Here is a 17,404-nt window from a genome sequence, read left to right as displayed (position 1 = left end):
AAGGACTGCCTTTTTCATTGAACTTATTTAGATATTCACTTGTTGACCATCATTTCTTTTACTACGTTTAAACATGCGGCCGAATCGGTTTTTGGCGCTATCAATCAGCTCGTATACGATCGGAACGACGACAAGTGTCAAGATCGTTGAAGTAATCAACCCGCCGATTACAACAACCCCAAGGCCTCTCCCGATTAAACCACCCTCGCCTGAAATACCGAGTGCCAGAGGAACTAACGCCATAATCGTCGCGCCTGCCGTCATAATAATCGGACGTAGTCTGATTTTGCCCGCTTCAATTAAAGCATGGCGGACCGTGTAACCTTCCTCGCGAAGCTGCTGTGCCCGGTCGATCAAGACAATCGCGTTCGTGACAACGATACCGATCAACATTAGGAACCCGATCATCGAAGTTACCGTTAACGGTTCCCTTGTAATAACAAGTCCTAGAAGTCCTCCGATGACAGCAAGAGGTAATGAGAACAAGATGGCAAACGGTGCACTGGCATTACCGAACGCCAGAACCATAATCAAGTAAACCACGAATACGGCAGCAGCCATCGCGACAAACAACTGTGTAAAGCTCTCCGTAACATCTTCAGAAACCCCACTGATTTTTGGTGTAACCCCATCAGGTAATGTTAGCTCCTCAAGTGCTTTTGACAGCTTTGAGCTTACAGCTGTTTTGTCAGCCGAATTGATTTTGGCCGAAACTTTGACAAGCTGCGCTTGAGCTTCTCTGACAAGGGAGACAGCGCCCTGCTTCTCATTAATTTTGGCAACGTCTTTGAGCGTCAGCGGCGTGCCTGTCATCCCCATCATAGGAATATTACCAAGCTTCTCTATCGAGTTTTTGTCCGCTTGATTCATAGAAACCGTAGTCGTGTAGACCACGTTGTCGAATCGCATGTCGCCTAAGTTTTGCTTTGAGATCCATGCACGTGCCGTATCTCTAACTGTGGCAGCATTTAAGCCATATTCTCTTGCTTTTTTCTGATCAACCACAATTTCAATTTCAGCTTTCGCATCACTTAGATTGTCTTCAATTTCAGCAAGCTCTGGGAAGGTTTTCAGCTTCTCAATAACCATCCCTGCTGCTTTCTCTAGCTGAGCTTGATCATCCCCTTGAAGGGTATAAGCGAAATCTGTGCTTGTAGCGCCAAAGTCACCTTCCATCGACTTCGGTTCAGCCTCAGAACCACTCGGTAATTGCGATAAAATATAAGCTTTCGTGTCTGCCTTCACTTGTTCGGGATCTTCGCCTTCGTTCACTTGTACGAAAATCTGGGAAGCGTATGGCACCCGGTCATCATCATTCCCCGCGTAGCCAACAAGTGCTTCTACGAACTTGAATACCGGCTCACCTTGTGCATCCTTTTTATCTAACAATACGGTCTCGATGTCTTTCGTTTTAGCGTCTGTTGTTTCAAATGAAGTTGAATTCGGCAATTTCAATTGGAAATACATCGTTGACGATGCAGATGAGTTAGGTAAGAACGAAACGGATAGGAATGGAATCGTTCCTGCCATCGTTCCAACCAGTAACACTAGAGCAATTAGGAGCGTTTTAACGCGATTTTTCAAGCTCCATGTGAGTACTTTTTCATAGAAAGTCGTTAGCTTACTCGCTTTATTCTCATCATGATGTACTTTGCCTGCCTTTCTGCGTAGTACAAGTAATTTGGAAAGCATCGGAATAACAGTTAACGCAACAATTAATGAAGATAACAGTGCACAAGCAATTGTTAAAGCGAAAGGTCTGAAGAACTCCCCTACAATGCCTGTGACCAAAGCTAGTGGAGCAAATACCCCAACTGTTGCCAAGGTAGAGGAGGTGATCGCCATCGATACCTGTTTCGTTGCAAGTGCAATAACGGATTCTTTCCGTTCCTGCGCTTTTTCTAAGGATGCATATATATTTTCAATAACAACAATCGAGTCATCGACAACACGTCCTACAGCAATAAAGATACCGCCAAGCGTCATCGTATTCAGTGTAAGACCTAACTGCGACATTAATAATAAGGTGATCAAAATGGAAAGCGGAATCGATACGAGCACGATGAGTGTCATCCTTACGTTACGCAAGAAGATCAATATCATTAGGGATGCGAGCACAGCTCCAATGATCCCTTCACGAACAAGTCCTGAGATCGATTCCTTAATTTGATCCGCACTGTCGTACGTGTTCATAAACGTAATGTTCGGTAAAGACGTCTTCCATTCCGAAATGTGTGATTCAATTTCTTCGGAGAATTCAACCGCATTCGCACTGCCAGCTTTATATAAAATCATCCCAATCGCTGGCTTGCCATCCAATCGCCCATTGAAATTAGATTCGGTGATCGTTTTTACTTTGGAAACCTGATCTAGTGTAACAACGGCTCCCTTAGGTGTAGCAATCTCTATTTTATGCAGATCATTTAAACTGGATAAGTTGCCGGTTACACGCGTCATTTTGCTAGTGCCATCAACTTCAATCGCCCCGATTGGCGATTTTGTCGCGGCACCATTAATGGCTAGGCTGACTTGCCCTGGTGATAATCCATTCGCAGCAAGCGCGGAAGCATCTAGCTCGATATCGAGCGAGGTCGCTCTAGCGCCGATCACATCCATATGGTCGATCCCTTTGATGCCTTCGAGCCCGGGTTTAATCGTATCTTTGAACGATTTGTCCAGCTCCGTTTGACTTACACCCTCATTGGCATAGGCGACTAAATAATTCGAAGGAAAGGAGGCCGCGCCGAAAGTGGATGCCTTCGGTGGACTAGCTGTCGGTGGCAGAGCAACGGTAGAAATGGCATCCTGTACAGCCTGCTTCTTTTTGTCAATATCTACATTTTGCTTGAAGAAAACAATAACCATGGAGAAATTATCGCTAGAAGTGGACTGCATAGAATCCAAATCCTCTAAATTCGCTAGCTTTTTCTCAATAGGTACCGTAATCTCATCCATGACATCCTTTGGTGCACCTGTATAGGATGTTGTAATGGCTACAACCGGGAAGGATACATTCGGCATATTCTCTTCCTTTAGCTGGGTCGCTGAATACAAACCTCCAACAAATAGCATAATCATAATGATAAAAATGGCTGAAACATTTTTCATCGAAAATCTTGTGAGTAGATTCATTCTTTTCTCCCCTTACCTTGTGTTTGTGAGATAAAGATACAGGTCGAATATGAACCCAATATGAACAATGCAAAAAATCTTGGTGAACATCACCAAGATTCCTAATCACTCTTTTTAGATAGTGCTTGCATGGTTGGCAACACAATTAGAAATTGGGTTCCCTTTCCTAGTTCACTATGCACCTCAATGGTTCCATGATGCATGTCAATGATTTTCCTTGTAATCGCAAGACCAAGTCCGCTTCCACTACCTCGCTGTCTTGCCTGATCCACTTTATAGAAGCGCTCAAAGATCCGTCCTTGCTCCTCTACGGGTATCCCGATTCCCGAATCTTGGATCCAGACTTGAACCCGATCTCGCAATACGACAATTTTGATGTGAATATGTCCCTGATCTGGTGTGAATTTAATCGCATTGCCAATCACATTCATCCACACTTGATTTAACTGATCGCTATCAGCCATGATTTTCACGCGAGGTAAGGCAAGGTCCATATCCAGCTCTTTCACCGACCATTGTGGTTCATAGAAAACGACGATACGACGCAATTGCTCGTCCAAATCGTAGGTCGTGGGATGAAAAGGGTGATGCTCTGACTCTAAGGATGCTAGCTTCAGCAAATTGTCACTTAGGCGAGAGAGACGTTCACTTTCACGTTCAATAATTTCCAAGTACTTGCTGCGATCACTTTCATCCACATCAGACTCTCTTAACGCTTTGGAGAAGCCCCGAATCGAAGTTAGCGGAGATTGAATCTCATGTGACACATTCGAGACGAAATCCTGTCGCATCTGCTCCAGCTGTTTGAGCTCTCCTGCCATATGATTAAAGCTCTTAGCTAATTTCCCTAACTCGTCCTTGTTATTCACGCTAACACTGACATTGAAATTACCGCGAGCTAGCTTCTCTGTCGCTAAGGTCAGCTTTTTCAACGGGTTCACGAGATACCGCGATGCGAAAAGAATGAGAATACTGCCCACGATTAGGACAAGGATAAGCACAAATATGATGATGGATTGAATTTGTTTGCGTGCAGCTTCTGTAAAATTCGTATGTATAAACAAGGCGTAGTTCTGATCTCCGACGGTAATCGGAATCCCTACTTTTATCGAAGTAATCCCATTAAAGGGCGCGCTTGAATCCAGGCTTTTATAGACATTCCCCTTCAAAACATCCGCAATTTCTGAGGGTTGGATGCGAGCTTTCCCCTTTTTATCCACCGGGATCGGCGCTAATGTTTCACCGTGAGAATCAAACAATGTAAACAAATAATTCTCATTCAGCCGATTGCTGTCTCTGACAAAGGCATCTAAATTCTTGGGTTGAACATCATCGCTCAACTTGGCAATTTGACGCCCGACCGCAAGCATCTCAGATTGGAATTGCGTGGAGATAATATTCGTGAAAAAGGTCATGGCCAATGGAAAAGCAACCAGCACGCTGACCACAACAACAGCTAGAAAAGTAACAACCACACGCAGATAAAGCGTCTTGATCATACCTTCACCTCAAGCCTGTAGCCTAATCCACGTATGGTTGTTATTTGAAAACCCTCTGTGTAAGGTTCGAAGCGTTCGCGCAAACGTTTGATATGGACGTCCACGGTCCGCTCATCCCCTTCATAATCCATGCCCCATATTTGTTCAATCAGTTGTGTACGGGTGAATATTTGCCCAACATGGCTAGCGAACTTGTATAACAACTCAAATTCTTTCAATGGCAATGTGATGCGTTGATCTTGCAGACGAACCTCGTATGTCGTTCGATCAATGGTCATTCCGCCGATTACGATAATTTGCGAGGAATTTATCCGATAACGTTTGAGCAGCGCTTTGACTCTCATTACCAACTCCACAGGATCAAAAGGCTTCACCAAATAATCATCCGTACCGAGCTGGAAGCCCTTCACTTTATGGACAGACTCGCTCTTTGCAGTCACCATCAGCAAAGGGAGATCTGGGTAATGCGTACGTAATTCGCGGCACAGCTCCCAGCCGTCCATGAGCGGCATCATGATATCTAGCACAACTAAGTCAGCAGGCGTAGCCTCCATAAGACGCAGCGCCTCTTGCCCATGGCTAGCTTGCACAACCGGCAGGCCTTCCCTTGCCAAATAAACGCGAATCAGCTCCCTGATATCAGCATCATCATCAACAACCAGTATTCGGGTCATGCTTGCACCGCCCTTCCAAAAAAGCAAACAATTACGCTAAATATGCTATCGGATCCTTGGAGCCTGCTTCTTCGAAGCCTTTCAAACGCAGGCGACAGCTATCGCATTCGCCGCAAGCTTCTGCTTTTCCATTGTAGCAAGAAGTCGTCAACTCGTAAGGAACGCCAATTTTCAAACCTTCCTCGACGATCTTCGCTTTGGACCATGAGATGAGAGGTGTCTCAATCGTAATTCCTTTACCTTCCACACCAACCTTCGTAGCTAGAGCAATAACTTCCTCTACCTTATGAATAAATTCCGGACGGCAATCTGGATAGCCGCTGTAATCCAGCGCATTCACTCCGATGTAAATAGCTTGAGAACCTGTAACTTCTGCATAAGACGTTGCAATGGAGAGAAATAATAGATTGCGTCCTGGCACATAGGTGACAGGGATTTCCGACTGGTCAGTTGTGGTTTCGTTTACAACATTTGGTACATCAATCGTGTCGTCTGTCAACGCACTTCCACCGAAATCACGCAAGAAATTTAGTTTGATGATTTTGTGACGCGCGGTTACCCCATAATGCTCAGCAACTTGCTTGGCATTCTCGATTTCAATCTTATGACGCTGTCCATAGTCAAAAGAAATCGGAAACAAGTCGTAGCCTGCCTCTTGGGCTAATCCCATACAAGTCGTACTATCTAAACCGCCGCTGAGAATAATGACGGCTCTTTTTTTATTTTCACTCATTTTCAAGCACCTCTTTATTAGAATTAGAAAATGGCATTGTACACACATGCGTACAATGCCTGAAGGCTAGACGCCTCGCATAGCTGGGTCCCAAATAATCTTATGCAATTGCATATTCAACTTCACTTTCGATAGCCCCTCGGCCAGCATCAGGTCAACCAGCTTGCGCGGCGGCATCGTCTCCCACACAGGGCTGAACATCGGCAGCGCCTTGGTCGGATACTTCTGCAGTATGCTGACCGCGGTACGGAAGTCGAGATCGCTTCCGATCACGAACTTCAGCTCATCTTGCTCGCGCAGCAGCTCGAAATTGCTGTAGATCATCTGATCCATTTCTCCCGAATCCGGCAGCTTGAAATCCATCACATAGCGCACCTTCGGTGATGTGACTTTGGCTACGAACGGTGCGAGATCAATCGCACCGTTCGTCTCGATATGCAGGTCATCGACCTGCGTCAGCTCGGCGAGCGCCTCGATCAGCGCGAGCGATTTGTCGCCATACAGGAGCGGCTCGCCGCCTGTCAGGCAAATATGCCGGGAGCGGAACGTCTGGACCTTGCTGATAATTTCAGCAAGGGTCATGACGTTCTCGGCTTCCGCCGGCGGGTAGCTGTATGTGGTGTCACACCACGTACAGCGCAGGTTGCAACCAAAAAGACGGACGAAGATCGTCGGGAACCCGGCACGGGTTCCCTCCCCTTCAACCGTCTCGAAGATCTCGACCATGGGAATGCGGATATCTCTCATTACAGATCATCCTCCATCATCGAGCGCGTGATGGCTGCATAGCTAGTCGGCGTTTCCCATAGGCGAATCTCGTCCAAAGTAATCGCAGGATACAGCTTCTCATCAAGCAGGGCTTGGTGAATTTCTTCATAAATCCAAACCACCATATTCTCAGCCGTCGTATTCATCGGCGGCAACACGTCGTTCAAATAACGGTGATCCAAGCGATCAATCACACGTTCTTTCGTAATTCGTTTGATATCTCCAAAATCAATCGCGATCCCTCGGCTATCCACTTTCCCCCGCATAATCACTTGCAGTTTATACGTATGGCCATGTAGACTTTTACATTTTCCCTCATAACAATGCAGATGATGCGCACTGTCAAACGTAAATTCTTTGGAAATCAAAACGGATTTATGGTGATATTTCAATTGGTTCTCTTGGATGTCTCGCCCCAACTCTTGCACATTTCTTGGGATTTCATAGCTCATTATTATCACCTCATCTATTCAAAAAAAACAGTACTCTACATTATATCATAAATAGACAGTTTGTCACCTTACTAAGACGGCATGGAAGAATTTCGCTCCTTCTTTTGCATCCAGTCTAGATGGCCGCGGATCTCTTGCATGCGGTCATTCTCGTCACGCAAGTCAGCTTCAATTAAAGCAGTTAATCGCTCAATCTGCCCAACAACAGAATCAGGAAGTTCCACTTCTTCAAGGGATTTCACAATATAAAGTAAGCATTGCAGGGTTTCGTCCATGAGACTCTTCTTTTTACCTGTTAATACGACCTCGCTTAAAAAAACAAGGTGATTCAACTCTTTTTGCGTTAATTTCAAGAGGAACAACCCCTTTCTTTTTCCATTATCCAACATTTTACGACAACGGGAAAGACTCTCTTGACATTCATAACTATAACATTTATGATTACAGTAAATTGTTACAAAATAATTTACAGTTCATCGATCGATTACCAATGACTTACACACATGCTTTTCGATGGATGAACAACAATAGAAAGAACTAATTATAATCCTTGGAGGGATCCGTAATGAGCACACAAGTACAAAATGAAGTATTGAAAGTAATTGAGGAACGCCATTCCGTGAAGCAGTACCAAGCTGGGCATACGATGCCACAAGCTGATCTTGAGCAAATCTTAACTTCTGCTACTTTGGCACCATCTGCATGGAATCTTCAACATTGGAAGCTTCTAGTTATCGACGACCAAGCACAAAAAGAAAAACTGCTTCCAATCGCTTACGGTCAAAAGCAAGTCGTTGAAAGCTCCGTTGTTATCGCCGTGCTAGGCGATCTTGAAGCGAACAAAAATGCGCAAGCCGTTTTCGGTCCCGCGGTGGCTGGCGGCTTCCTTCCACAAGCTGTGATGGATACGCTTGTTGCACAAATCGAAGGCGCGTACCAATATCCGCAAGTTGCTCGTGATGAAGCGATTCGTAACGCTTCCTTGGCCGCAATGAACTTGATGCTTGCAGCGAAAACACTAGGCTATGACACATGCCCTATGGGTGGCTACGATGCTGGTAAATTCGTAGAAGCGTTCAATGTTCCAGCACGTTATGTACCTGTTATGTTGATTGCTGTTGGTGTAGCAGCTACGCCAGCACGTGGATCTGGTCGCTTTTCTTTAGATCAAATCACCGTTTCCAACTCTTTCTAATAAATGCATGAAAGGCATGACTCTCATGTTAGGATGAGAGATCATGCCTTTTTTTCTGCGCTTTAATTAGTGAAATTGTTCGGTTTCGAACATGATTTCGTCGATCAACTTATTCCGATAGAGCATGGACAAATTGAAGGTTTCGTATTCCTTCTCCTTATCTAGCTCATCCAGCAGCAATGTCGCAATTAATTCCCGATCATCGGAATCCCCAGGCTCACGGAAATCAATAAACCCTGTCAGCTGCCGCGAGCTGATATCCACCGTCGCGGTTCCGAGCGGCAAGCTGCCGTAGGATTGTTGATAAATCTCGTAAGATAACGTATCCAAATCATCTCTGACCAAAACAATGGAATAGTCATCACTCGTCGGTATCCACATATCATCGTCATCAGTTTGAATGTCTTCAACCAAATCCAACATATCGATATGCGTTAATTCCACCGTATCGACCGTCTCGCCATGATAGATCATATGGAACACGAACGAGTCCGTTTGTTCTTCGTTGAAGTCTGCCACCATGAGTTCAGTAACAATGTCCATCTCGTCATCAAAAGGATCAAATTTCCAAGTAATGTCTCCTATTACCTCTGATCCATACATGTGTAAGATAGCTTCAGCGATCAAATCAGCATCTTTATCATACACATGGTACTCCACACGGCTCCTATTTTCGTTAACTATAACGAGCTCATACCCCTGTTTTTGCTTGCGTTCCTCCAGCATTTCCAACTGCTCTGAAAGCAGTTCCGAATCGCGATCATCCAAGCTGATATCTTCCCTTAACCATGAATAGTCCAGCTCATCATCATGAAGGAGGTCTACGCTTCCTATAAAATCCTCCTGAAATGTGGACGGCTGAACCGCATGCTCCGTCACAATCACAAAATCATAATCACTATAACTGACGGTAACCTCGCACTCGGCGATTCCAAGTGCATCAATCACATCTTGAATATAGGACTGAGCAAAATCATAGACCGCTTGCTTATTCACAATCGTAATGGATTGCTGCTCCAGATGAATCGCGCCTTTGAGACGATCCGATTCCCTGTAGACTAGCGTTAACGTACCGACAAACTCCCCATTGTACATAATATCGCAGACTTCGCCGCCTGCTGTTTTCAGGTCGGGTCTTAGCATAATATCGGCCACGACTTACTCGCCTCCTCTACAGATCTTATGTCATTCTTCTGTATCATGCCCATTATCGACCAAAATATGATTAATCAGGATAAACGTCTATACACTTGTGCCCCCGCTTACATATCTTATCTTATAACACTCACCACGAAAGGAGGGAATGTCTATGTCAGGAGTTGTAGGTAACTCAGCAGCTGCGGTTTTAGTTCTTTTTATCCTTCTTGTTATCATAACTAGCGCATTCGTTATCTAATATGTGATGTGATAGCAAAAAGACGATCTCCGGCCCATTGAGGCATGGAGATCGTCTTTATTTTTGTATTACTTCTCGGGTTGGTTTAGCCATTGCCGTTCCATTTCAATCGCGTTGAGCTTTGCCGTGATGGTTTCGGTTGTGCCTTGCTTTCCCTTAAACTGCGAGAAGATTTGTTTAGCTCTGGCCAGCTTCCCAGAGCGCATGGCTAATTCGCCCAACGCAGCTGCCGCTTTCCACTCTCCGATGTGATAATCGGCACTAACACTGCCGCGGTAATTCGGTAAGCTCGTCAGCGATTGCTTAATACTCGCCTCCGCTTGTTGCAGAAAAACCGAGGTGTTTTATCTGAATATTTACTATAAACAGTACTTACGAATAGCCTCATGTACACCTTCACTATTATTGGAAGAAGTCACAGCGTCTGCGGCCTCTTTCACATCATTCGGTGAATTTTCAACTGCGATCCCTAACCCGGCAAAAGCCATCATTTCCAGATCATTATAGTAGTTACCTATCGCCATAATCTCTTGGGATTCAACCTCTAAAGATGCAGCCAATGCCTTTAAGGCATTCCCCTTATTGGCCTGCGGACTCATCACATCAATGAATAAATCACCACTGCGAATCATCCGTAAATTTCCGTAGAGCTTCTGCTCTTCCCATTCCAACTGAACACGATCCAACACCTCTGGTTGAGCAAAAAGTGTGAATTTGACGATCGGCACGCCAAGCTCTGAGACTGAAGTCACAAGTTTAGGATTGATGAGAAACTTTTTGTACATCATCTTCTCATACTCGCCGACACGTTCGATATACATATTGAAAGCCGTACAAACATCGAAGTGAATCCCTTCGCGGCGAGCGTACTCCAACATCGCTTCAATCTCCCTAATCTCGAAAGAAAACTCGTTCACCAACGACTGTCCTCGCTCATCTGCATGAACAGTCACGGCTCCATTGTGTGTGATCATCGTCCCTTCCAAGCCTAACTGCTCCAGAATAGGTAACGTACTCGCGGGTGCTCTCCCGGTACACAGCACAATATGACAACCTTGATCATGAACCTCTTGAATTGTTTCAATCGTTTGATCCGATAATTCGTGATCATCATTGAGAAGTGTTCCGTCAACATCCAGTGCGATTAATCGATAGTTCAAGGTATTCTCTCTCCCTCGTTCGCTTTTTATCGACTAATTGTACCATAGGCGTAAGTGTAGTTCACCGGTTTTACAAGAAAAAGACAGTTATCCGAAGATAACCGTCCCTCTTTATTGAACCCGATGAACACCGACAGATTGTTGAACATTCCCAATGATTTCGATGGGGATATCTTCTTTTTTCACAACGCCATTGCGATATCGAATTTGAAAATGAATCGTATGTACACCTCGCGGTATCCCTTCGTTAAATGACTGGAACTTGCTATCGAATAACTCGCCGCTAAAAAGGGTACTATCCACCGTATCAGGTACAAGCTTCTGGGATACAAAAAGGGAATGACCGTCTACGCTAATCGTATCTAACCAAGCAGTCACTTCCTCAACCGAAGCTAATGCACTCTGACTTTTCACAACAAATATCTCCCCTGAATAAAATTGTTTGGGATTTGTTTGTGTTTGGTGACCTTGCTGATTATGTAAAATCAACCACTGATCCGTATATGTCACTTCCGAATGTATAGTTAGTGGAAAGGCTGCAATCATTTTGACTGCCGTTGTAGAGAGTGACCCATCCGATGCGGTTAGCGTCACTTTATATGTACCTGGATCAACGAACATTTGAGTGAAATTTAGGGATGTATAAGACTTGGTAACCCCTTCTGGCCCTTCGATGGTCCATTCATAAGAAAGCGAATCGCCATCAGGATCGATCGAAGTATTGGTGCTCTGCACCTCATCTCCTTCCCATACAGGTTTAGGACTCCAATCAAAATCAACAATCGGCGCTCGATTGATATACATCCACGTTTGAGGTGAATAATCTGACCACATGTTTCCGTCAAAAACCCTTACTCGGACACGCAGCTTTTGCCCGGTTGGCAGATCTTGATTGACCGTCCAACTTCCAATATTCGAAGCGTTTCCTTGCCAATACTGACCTGAGTCTAAAATCATGACATTATTGGCTTCATTGGTAATTTGAATTTGAAAATATTGAAAAGTTGTACCTGGATCAGGGTCCGTCTGACTCCATTGCAAGGTAGGTCTCAGCGTATTCCAATGAGTTGGCGCCTCTTGCGTTCCATTAGGAACCGTTATCGCAGCTACAGGTGGACTATTCACTTGCATCCAACCGATATTCGACCATGTTGACCAGTTATAGACATCTTCTACGCGCACCTGAACTTGGTATTTAGCACCAAGCATTAGCGTCATGGGCACATTCCAACTCTGTGAGCCATTAGATTTATTTTGACTGATAGTTCCGCTTGCCGTTACTGGCGCACCGTTGACATCTAAAATCCTTACTTCAAACCCGGTTAGGTTGTAGCCATTAGGATCAGATTGATTCCAAGTAATCGTTGGATGTGTTCCAACCAATGAAGGGGCAACTTGAGTCCCATTTGGAAAAGTTAACGTGGCTACTGGCGGAAGTGCTGGAGCAACAATCGTTGCTGTTGTAAATGTGGTTGAAACAGGATGACTAAGAGCCCCGTACTCATCAACGACTTGTAAATATACGGTATAGGTTCCTGCTAACGAAGGCCGCGAGGGTTTTCCTTGCGAGAAGTTTCCATTGGGATCCACATAAGAATATTGTCTGGATAACACGCCATGAGTGGCGCAATAATCAATACCAGTCACATCAGGCGCCGTACAAGCATGCGTCGATGGATTATACCGATCGGGATCATAGGCATCATCAGCAAAGATAACAGTACCATCACCTTGATCGTACTTGAAAAAGTAGGAATAAGGGGTCTTCTATGAACCACAATGGAAGAATGGAACGTATTGGACAATTTTCGATACATGTCGAATAAGACACTTGGATAAAGGAATGCTGGATTCGGATCATCCTTGGCAGATAACGTGATATCATAGACACCAACCTTATCAAAAGATGTTTGTGAGCCGCTGTACGCTTGTCCATCAAGTATCGACATGCCCTGGTTATTAAGGAATTTAGCCGTGTGCTTATACGACCATTGATACGTGCCGCTCGCAGGGTCATTCTCAGAATCTGTGTACGAGATATTATCGTATTTGACTGTAGCTGAAGCAGATCCGTTTTCCCAAATAGCAAAACCTGTGTACCACGCTGTTTGAGGCGGTATAATTGGTTTCTTCGTCATATTGGAGAAAGTAGCATTAGATTTCTCGGTAAAAGGGCCTATTGTACCACTTAACCAGGTACTATCTTGCACACTGAGATACGGCACTCCATTGAGTATAAGATCGATTTTATTACCAAGCATCAAAACGGTAAATGTGTAATCTGTGTTATCTAGAAAAGGGGAGTTAGCACTTGCCAGGACTGTTGGTACGCCATTGACGTACTTAGTCAAATAGACAACGGATCCATTTGTTTCAGCTGCATATCGGTTTTTGGGATCCTGCATCCGGAATGAAAAACCTGCTTTATTTGAATTTGCATTGGCTTTAGCCATATTAAGCGTAAATTGCAATTCAATGTCTGACGCAGAGAAATTGGATACGAATTGTCCCAATTTCGTTGGAAAACCTACTGTTGGAGTAGTACTTGGCGTTCCAATGGCTAACCATGGCACGAAATTGTGTTGATCGTAACCTCCAAATTGAGATGATACTAATGCCATAAGCATTCCGTCACCAACGTATTCTGTGGCGAAAATGGTATTCGTAGATGCAGCGTAAAGACCACTAATTGTAAGTGTTCCACCTAATCCATTGATGGTCCCAATTGTTGTTCCTGCTGCATTTTTAACTGTGTTACCAACGGTGCTGTAACCTTCAATAGTTTGCACGCCAGTTCTGTAACTACCATCCCAATTAATTGTTGGCTGTGTAACATTGGTCCAATTGATGTTGTCACTATCGGATGCCAATCCAGTCGTCTTGTCAATAGCCTCGTAAAAGGCCTGATGTCCCATGAAAACCATAGAATAACTTCGAACGAGGATTTGATTCCTTTTAGGGTTGTCCACCATTAAATTTATTGCATCAGCATGATCTCCAACTGCATAAGTGTAAGAACCAACATATGTTGTCTGACTTCCTTTAAGCTTAGTTTTCCAAGCAAATGAGAGATCTGAATTAAGTTTTATGATAGCAGCTCCAGAAGCAACGTTATATGTGGTTCCACTAGTAGTATAAGTACATCGTTGTTGCGAAATAAAATAAAATTCACCATCTGCCCCTCTAAAACTTTTTTGTAAATTGTCCTTACATGTTGATACTGGGCTTATTGCTGGATCAGTCCATGGTGTACTATCTAGAAGCACTGACTTTACAATTTGCCCTTGACGATTAATTTGAAGAACTGTGAGATTATAGGTTTGGCCTACAACAACCACTAAGTCATCACCAATACTTTGAGGTGGAAATACGCTCTGTGCAGTCATCTCAGAAGAATCAATATATGACTGACCACCCACGGTATAGTCAAAAGGCGCGTAATTATTTAATGCTGTACTGCTTAAAAATTGACCCGTAGTGGCATCGAATGTTCGTATTTCAACCAAATAAGAGCCCGTGTTATGTATATCTCCACTAGCGTAGTAACTATAATCACTAGAGTATCTTATTTTTACATATATCGTATTTCCAGTAACCTGAAACCCTAGCATTTTAGGTTGTGAATATGTACTGGTTCTAACATTATACGCATGAGTGAAATCCTTTTTTGTGTAATAATAATAACTTTCAAATAAAGCAGTTTGGTAAGTCGGTAATGGTCCAAGATTTCCAGCAGAAAGGCGGGTTGTATTTAATATAAAATCATACGGTGAACCATCTAAATACTTGTGCTCATAACTTGGAAAGAAACAGCCTGGAGGACAATAAGCTCCGCCGTAGTAACGACCAATTTTATTTTTGTTCATGCTGTAGAGGGTATAATTTGGTGAGTTCCCTGTGGCGAAATAAATATGATCAGCGGTTGTCTTGAACACGGGAGGACCTTGTTGCCATGATACTGGCTCCCAAATTGTGCTGTCTGTTTGATTTGGCACCAACAAGGGTTGTGTGTTAATTGAACCAAAACTAGCAAAAGATCGATAGGGTGATTGTCCATTCGGGCCTAAACCAAAATCTTGTGCTGGAGGTATAAATTGCCGGTACTGCGTTGAACTGTATTGTTCGTAGTTAAAGTTATAATAATCAAGGGTCTGAGTATTTCTACCTAAACCTGCGACTAACTGATTGGAAGTACCTGCCGTCCATCCGACGCCCTTACCGATAGCTAAGTTCGTATTGGTCTGAAAAAGATTCCAGTTCGTCAGGATTTCGCCGGCAGTATACTTTATTGCAGGTATTACAGATGGTTGGTTGTTTTCTCCTGCGATATTGAAATTAACTACAGGCCCATCCTTGTTCACCACATCGAGTGTTATTTCAGTTGTAGTTTGAGCACTGTTGTCTCCGCAACGACCAAAATCTTCACAGCTATTTACAAAAAATAGATACTTGCCTACCTTTGTTGGGCTAATATCTGCCCCTGATACATTACCGCTAAGAACTTGCCAAGAATCATTGGAGAACCCATCGTTTTGTGCATCATACTTATATTTGTATGAAGCTGAAGAAATCGTGTCGCCATCTAACGAATAGGATTGATTTTGAATGTGCGTCGAAGCACCACGTACACTGAATGCAGGAACGCCAAGCTTCGCAATAGGGGGCTTATCGGGGTGAACGGTAATGTGGCAATCGGAGCCTGCAAGCGAACTTAAACCTGCTGAATCAGTAACGCTTACGAGTGTTACGGTTATCACAATGTCTGAACCACTAGCATTGACATAGCTTGTCTTTAGGTTCGACCATACATCTTTAGAATGATCGATCGTACGTCCTAGAGGACTATAGCTAGATGTTGCGTTTATGGCACCTGCTGAAATTGTTCTGTTTTCTTTGAGATCGGTGGGGGCTGTGCAAACGGGGACAGGATTGGGAGGCACTACTTCAATTGTAGCTGAGCGCGTCGTTGAGGCACCCCATTGGTCATGCATGGAAGCCTCTACCCTGTGCAATCCCGGCGTGTCCATAAGTATATTATGGTATCCATCAGTGTAATGGCTCACACCATTTTTGCTTGGAACTGTTTGGGTCCATGCGTCTGAGTTACTGAAATTAAAATCATCCCAATAAATAAGATCACCATCGGGATCACTCGGTGTTGGTACTGATGGGTCGTCAATATACACTAAGTCCAAGGTATCACCGACAACTACAGTTTGGAGTGGCAGCTTTCTGTTCGATGGTTTTACCCAACCTATCTTAAAATCTGGCGGGCTGTTTATTGCAGGACCATTAACGGTTAAAGACTTTGTTGCAATAAATCCGGAAGAACCGCAGGATGCTTCTATCATTAATGAGATGTTATGAGAGCCTACTGCGATGATAGATGGATAGGTGCTATGTGAATAAGAAGTTTCTTGCGTTTGACTGTATACTTTGGGCGTATAGACAAAACTGCCTCCACGCTCAATTTTGTAGTAGTGATCAATGTACGTACATCCGTTAGGTATTGTAAAAGGTAAGGGCTGAAATTTAAAGCTGTCCCGATAGTTTATTGTTGGGGGTGTTATTTGAAAATCTCCAGTGATTGAGACAGGAGCAGGAGTCGGGGTAGGGCTTGGTGTTGGTCCACCTGAGTATGTAATCTCGATGTGATCAGGATACTTATAGGTTTCAGATTCTAAGTCCACTTTAAATGCTGCGTAATACACCATTAACTTTGCACCATTTGCTGGATTTCCAATCTCTTTATAATAAGGGCTAGCATGATTGAAATTTTGTGTGTAATTTACCGTATAACTATCCGCATGAGCATCAATCGTTCCTGTAAGAGTTGTAGCATCGCTTACACCATCACTAACGCCAGCAGGTCCAGGAATACTTACCCCAATGTTTACAGAAGCTGTAGGAACTATCTTCGCTTCATTAACAACCGTTGATGGTATAACTAATCCAGGTGAATCAACCGCGGTATAGCTCTTATTTCTTGCTGCTGATAAGGACAAATTAACTGGATCTGAGCATCCCGGGTATTTAGGCATATCATAACCATTGATTGACTCTGTTGGTGCAGATCCACAATCAATTCTACCGCTCGGAAGATCTGCGTACCAATTGACCCCCTGTGAGCCACCGGGAATATACCTAAACCAAGCATAGTACCCTTGTAAGGAATCATTATCAGCAGAAATTACTGATCTGGAAATTCCTGAATAAGTTAACTTTCCACTCCAACTTGATAAACCAACAGCTGCGGAAATAGTCTCAATAGGTGCTCCATCACGAAACACTGTAATATTCGATATTTTTTTCCACTATTTGCTGTTACCGATATAGTGTCAGTAGTCGCGCTTGGAGAACTGTTATAGACAACTTGGTACCCAGCTACCGATCCA

The 17,404-nt window shown here is 43.9% G+C and carries 13 protein-coding genes; 1 reads left to right on the top strand and 12 read right to left on the bottom strand.

Annotation, left to right across the window (positions count from 1 at the left end; genetic code table 11):
- Positions 1-27: 27 nt before the first annotated feature.
- The 7 genes from AC58PQ_RS07230 to AC58PQ_RS07200 all read right to left on the bottom strand — a co-directional run bounded on the left by AC58PQ_RS07230 (position 28) and on the right by AC58PQ_RS07200 (position 7,611).
- On the bottom strand, positions 28-3,132 hold the full coding sequence (locus AC58PQ_RS07230) for an efflux RND transporter permease subunit (protein WP_497241268.1): 3,105 nt from the start codon (positions 3,130-3,132) through the stop codon (positions 28-30).
- 101 nt (positions 3,133-3,233) lie between these two features.
- Positions 3,234-4,631 carry a sensor histidine kinase gene (locus AC58PQ_RS07225; protein ID WP_497241267.1) on the bottom strand — a complete coding sequence of 466 codons (1,398 nt, stop codon included), beginning with the start codon at positions 4,629-4,631 and terminating at the stop codon, positions 3,234-3,236.
- Entirely contained in the window at positions 4,628-5,305 is a 678-nt protein-coding gene (locus tag AC58PQ_RS07220) for a response regulator transcription factor (protein WP_497241266.1), read from the bottom strand. The genes AC58PQ_RS07225 and AC58PQ_RS07220 overlap by 4 nt, the downstream gene beginning before the upstream one ends.
- A 31-nt stretch (positions 5,306-5,336) precedes the next feature.
- A complete protein-coding gene (queC, locus tag AC58PQ_RS07215; RefSeq protein ID WP_497241265.1) occupies positions 5,337-6,038 on the bottom strand; it encodes a 7-cyano-7-deazaguanine synthase QueC in 702 nt (233 codons plus the stop codon).
- A gap of 66 nt (positions 6,039-6,104) precedes the next feature.
- On the bottom strand, positions 6,105-6,785 hold the full coding sequence (locus AC58PQ_RS07210; protein WP_497241264.1) for a 7-carboxy-7-deazaguanine synthase QueE: 681 nt from the start codon (positions 6,783-6,785) through the stop codon (positions 6,105-6,107).
- The gene (queD, locus tag AC58PQ_RS07205; protein ID WP_497241263.1) at positions 6,785-7,258 is read right to left on the bottom strand and encodes a 6-carboxytetrahydropterin synthase QueD; all 474 of its coding nucleotides are present in this window, start codon (positions 7,256-7,258) and stop codon (positions 6,785-6,787) included. The genes AC58PQ_RS07210 and queD overlap by 1 nt, the downstream gene beginning before the upstream one ends.
- A 71-nt stretch (positions 7,259-7,329) precedes the next feature.
- Positions 7,330-7,611, bottom strand: coding sequence for a hypothetical protein (locus AC58PQ_RS07200; RefSeq protein WP_497241262.1), 282 nt, complete (start codon positions 7,609-7,611; stop codon positions 7,330-7,332).
- Positions 7,612-7,823: 212 nt separating this feature from the next.
- Here AC58PQ_RS07200 and AC58PQ_RS07195 point away from each other — a divergent pair, with 212 nt between their 5' ends.
- Positions 7,824-8,453 carry a nitroreductase family protein gene (locus AC58PQ_RS07195; protein WP_497241261.1) on the top strand — a complete coding sequence of 210 codons (630 nt, stop codon included), beginning with the start codon at positions 7,824-7,826 and terminating at the stop codon, positions 8,451-8,453.
- A gap of 66 nt (positions 8,454-8,519) precedes the next feature.
- On the opposite strand, the gene AC58PQ_RS07190 is transcribed toward AC58PQ_RS07195, so the two are convergent.
- The 5 genes from AC58PQ_RS07190 to AC58PQ_RS07170 all read right to left on the bottom strand — a co-directional run bounded on the left by AC58PQ_RS07190 (position 8,520) and on the right by AC58PQ_RS07170 (position 17,299).
- Positions 8,520-9,608, bottom strand: a complete 1,089-nt coding sequence (locus AC58PQ_RS07190) for a hypothetical protein (RefSeq protein WP_497241260.1) — start codon at positions 9,606-9,608, stop codon at positions 8,520-8,522.
- A 309-nt stretch (positions 9,609-9,917) separates the two neighbouring features.
- Complete coding sequence (locus tag AC58PQ_RS07185; protein WP_497241259.1) at positions 9,918-10,070, bottom strand: hypothetical protein; 153 nt, start codon at positions 10,068-10,070, stop codon at positions 9,918-9,920.
- A gap of 138 nt (positions 10,071-10,208) precedes the next feature.
- Entirely contained in the window at positions 10,209-11,009 is an 801-nt protein-coding gene (locus tag AC58PQ_RS07180; RefSeq protein WP_497241258.1) for a Cof-type HAD-IIB family hydrolase, read from the bottom strand.
- Between the two features lie 111 nt (positions 11,010-11,120).
- Positions 11,121-12,656 (bottom strand): PKD domain-containing protein, encoded by a 1,536-nt coding sequence (locus tag AC58PQ_RS07175; protein ID WP_497241257.1) that lies wholly within the window; start codon positions 12,654-12,656, stop codon positions 11,121-11,123.
- Positions 12,653-17,299 (bottom strand): hypothetical protein, encoded by a 4,647-nt coding sequence (locus AC58PQ_RS07170; RefSeq protein WP_497241256.1) that lies wholly within the window; start codon positions 17,297-17,299, stop codon positions 12,653-12,655. The genes AC58PQ_RS07175 and AC58PQ_RS07170 overlap by 4 nt, the downstream gene beginning before the upstream one ends.
- Positions 17,300-17,404: the final 105 nt, after the last annotated feature.

The sequence above is a fragment of the Paenibacillus sp. J22P143 genome, from assembly GCF_059692035.1.
The sequence above is the reverse complement of the archived record's forward strand: the minus strand, read 5'-3'. Positions and strand labels throughout refer to the sequence as shown.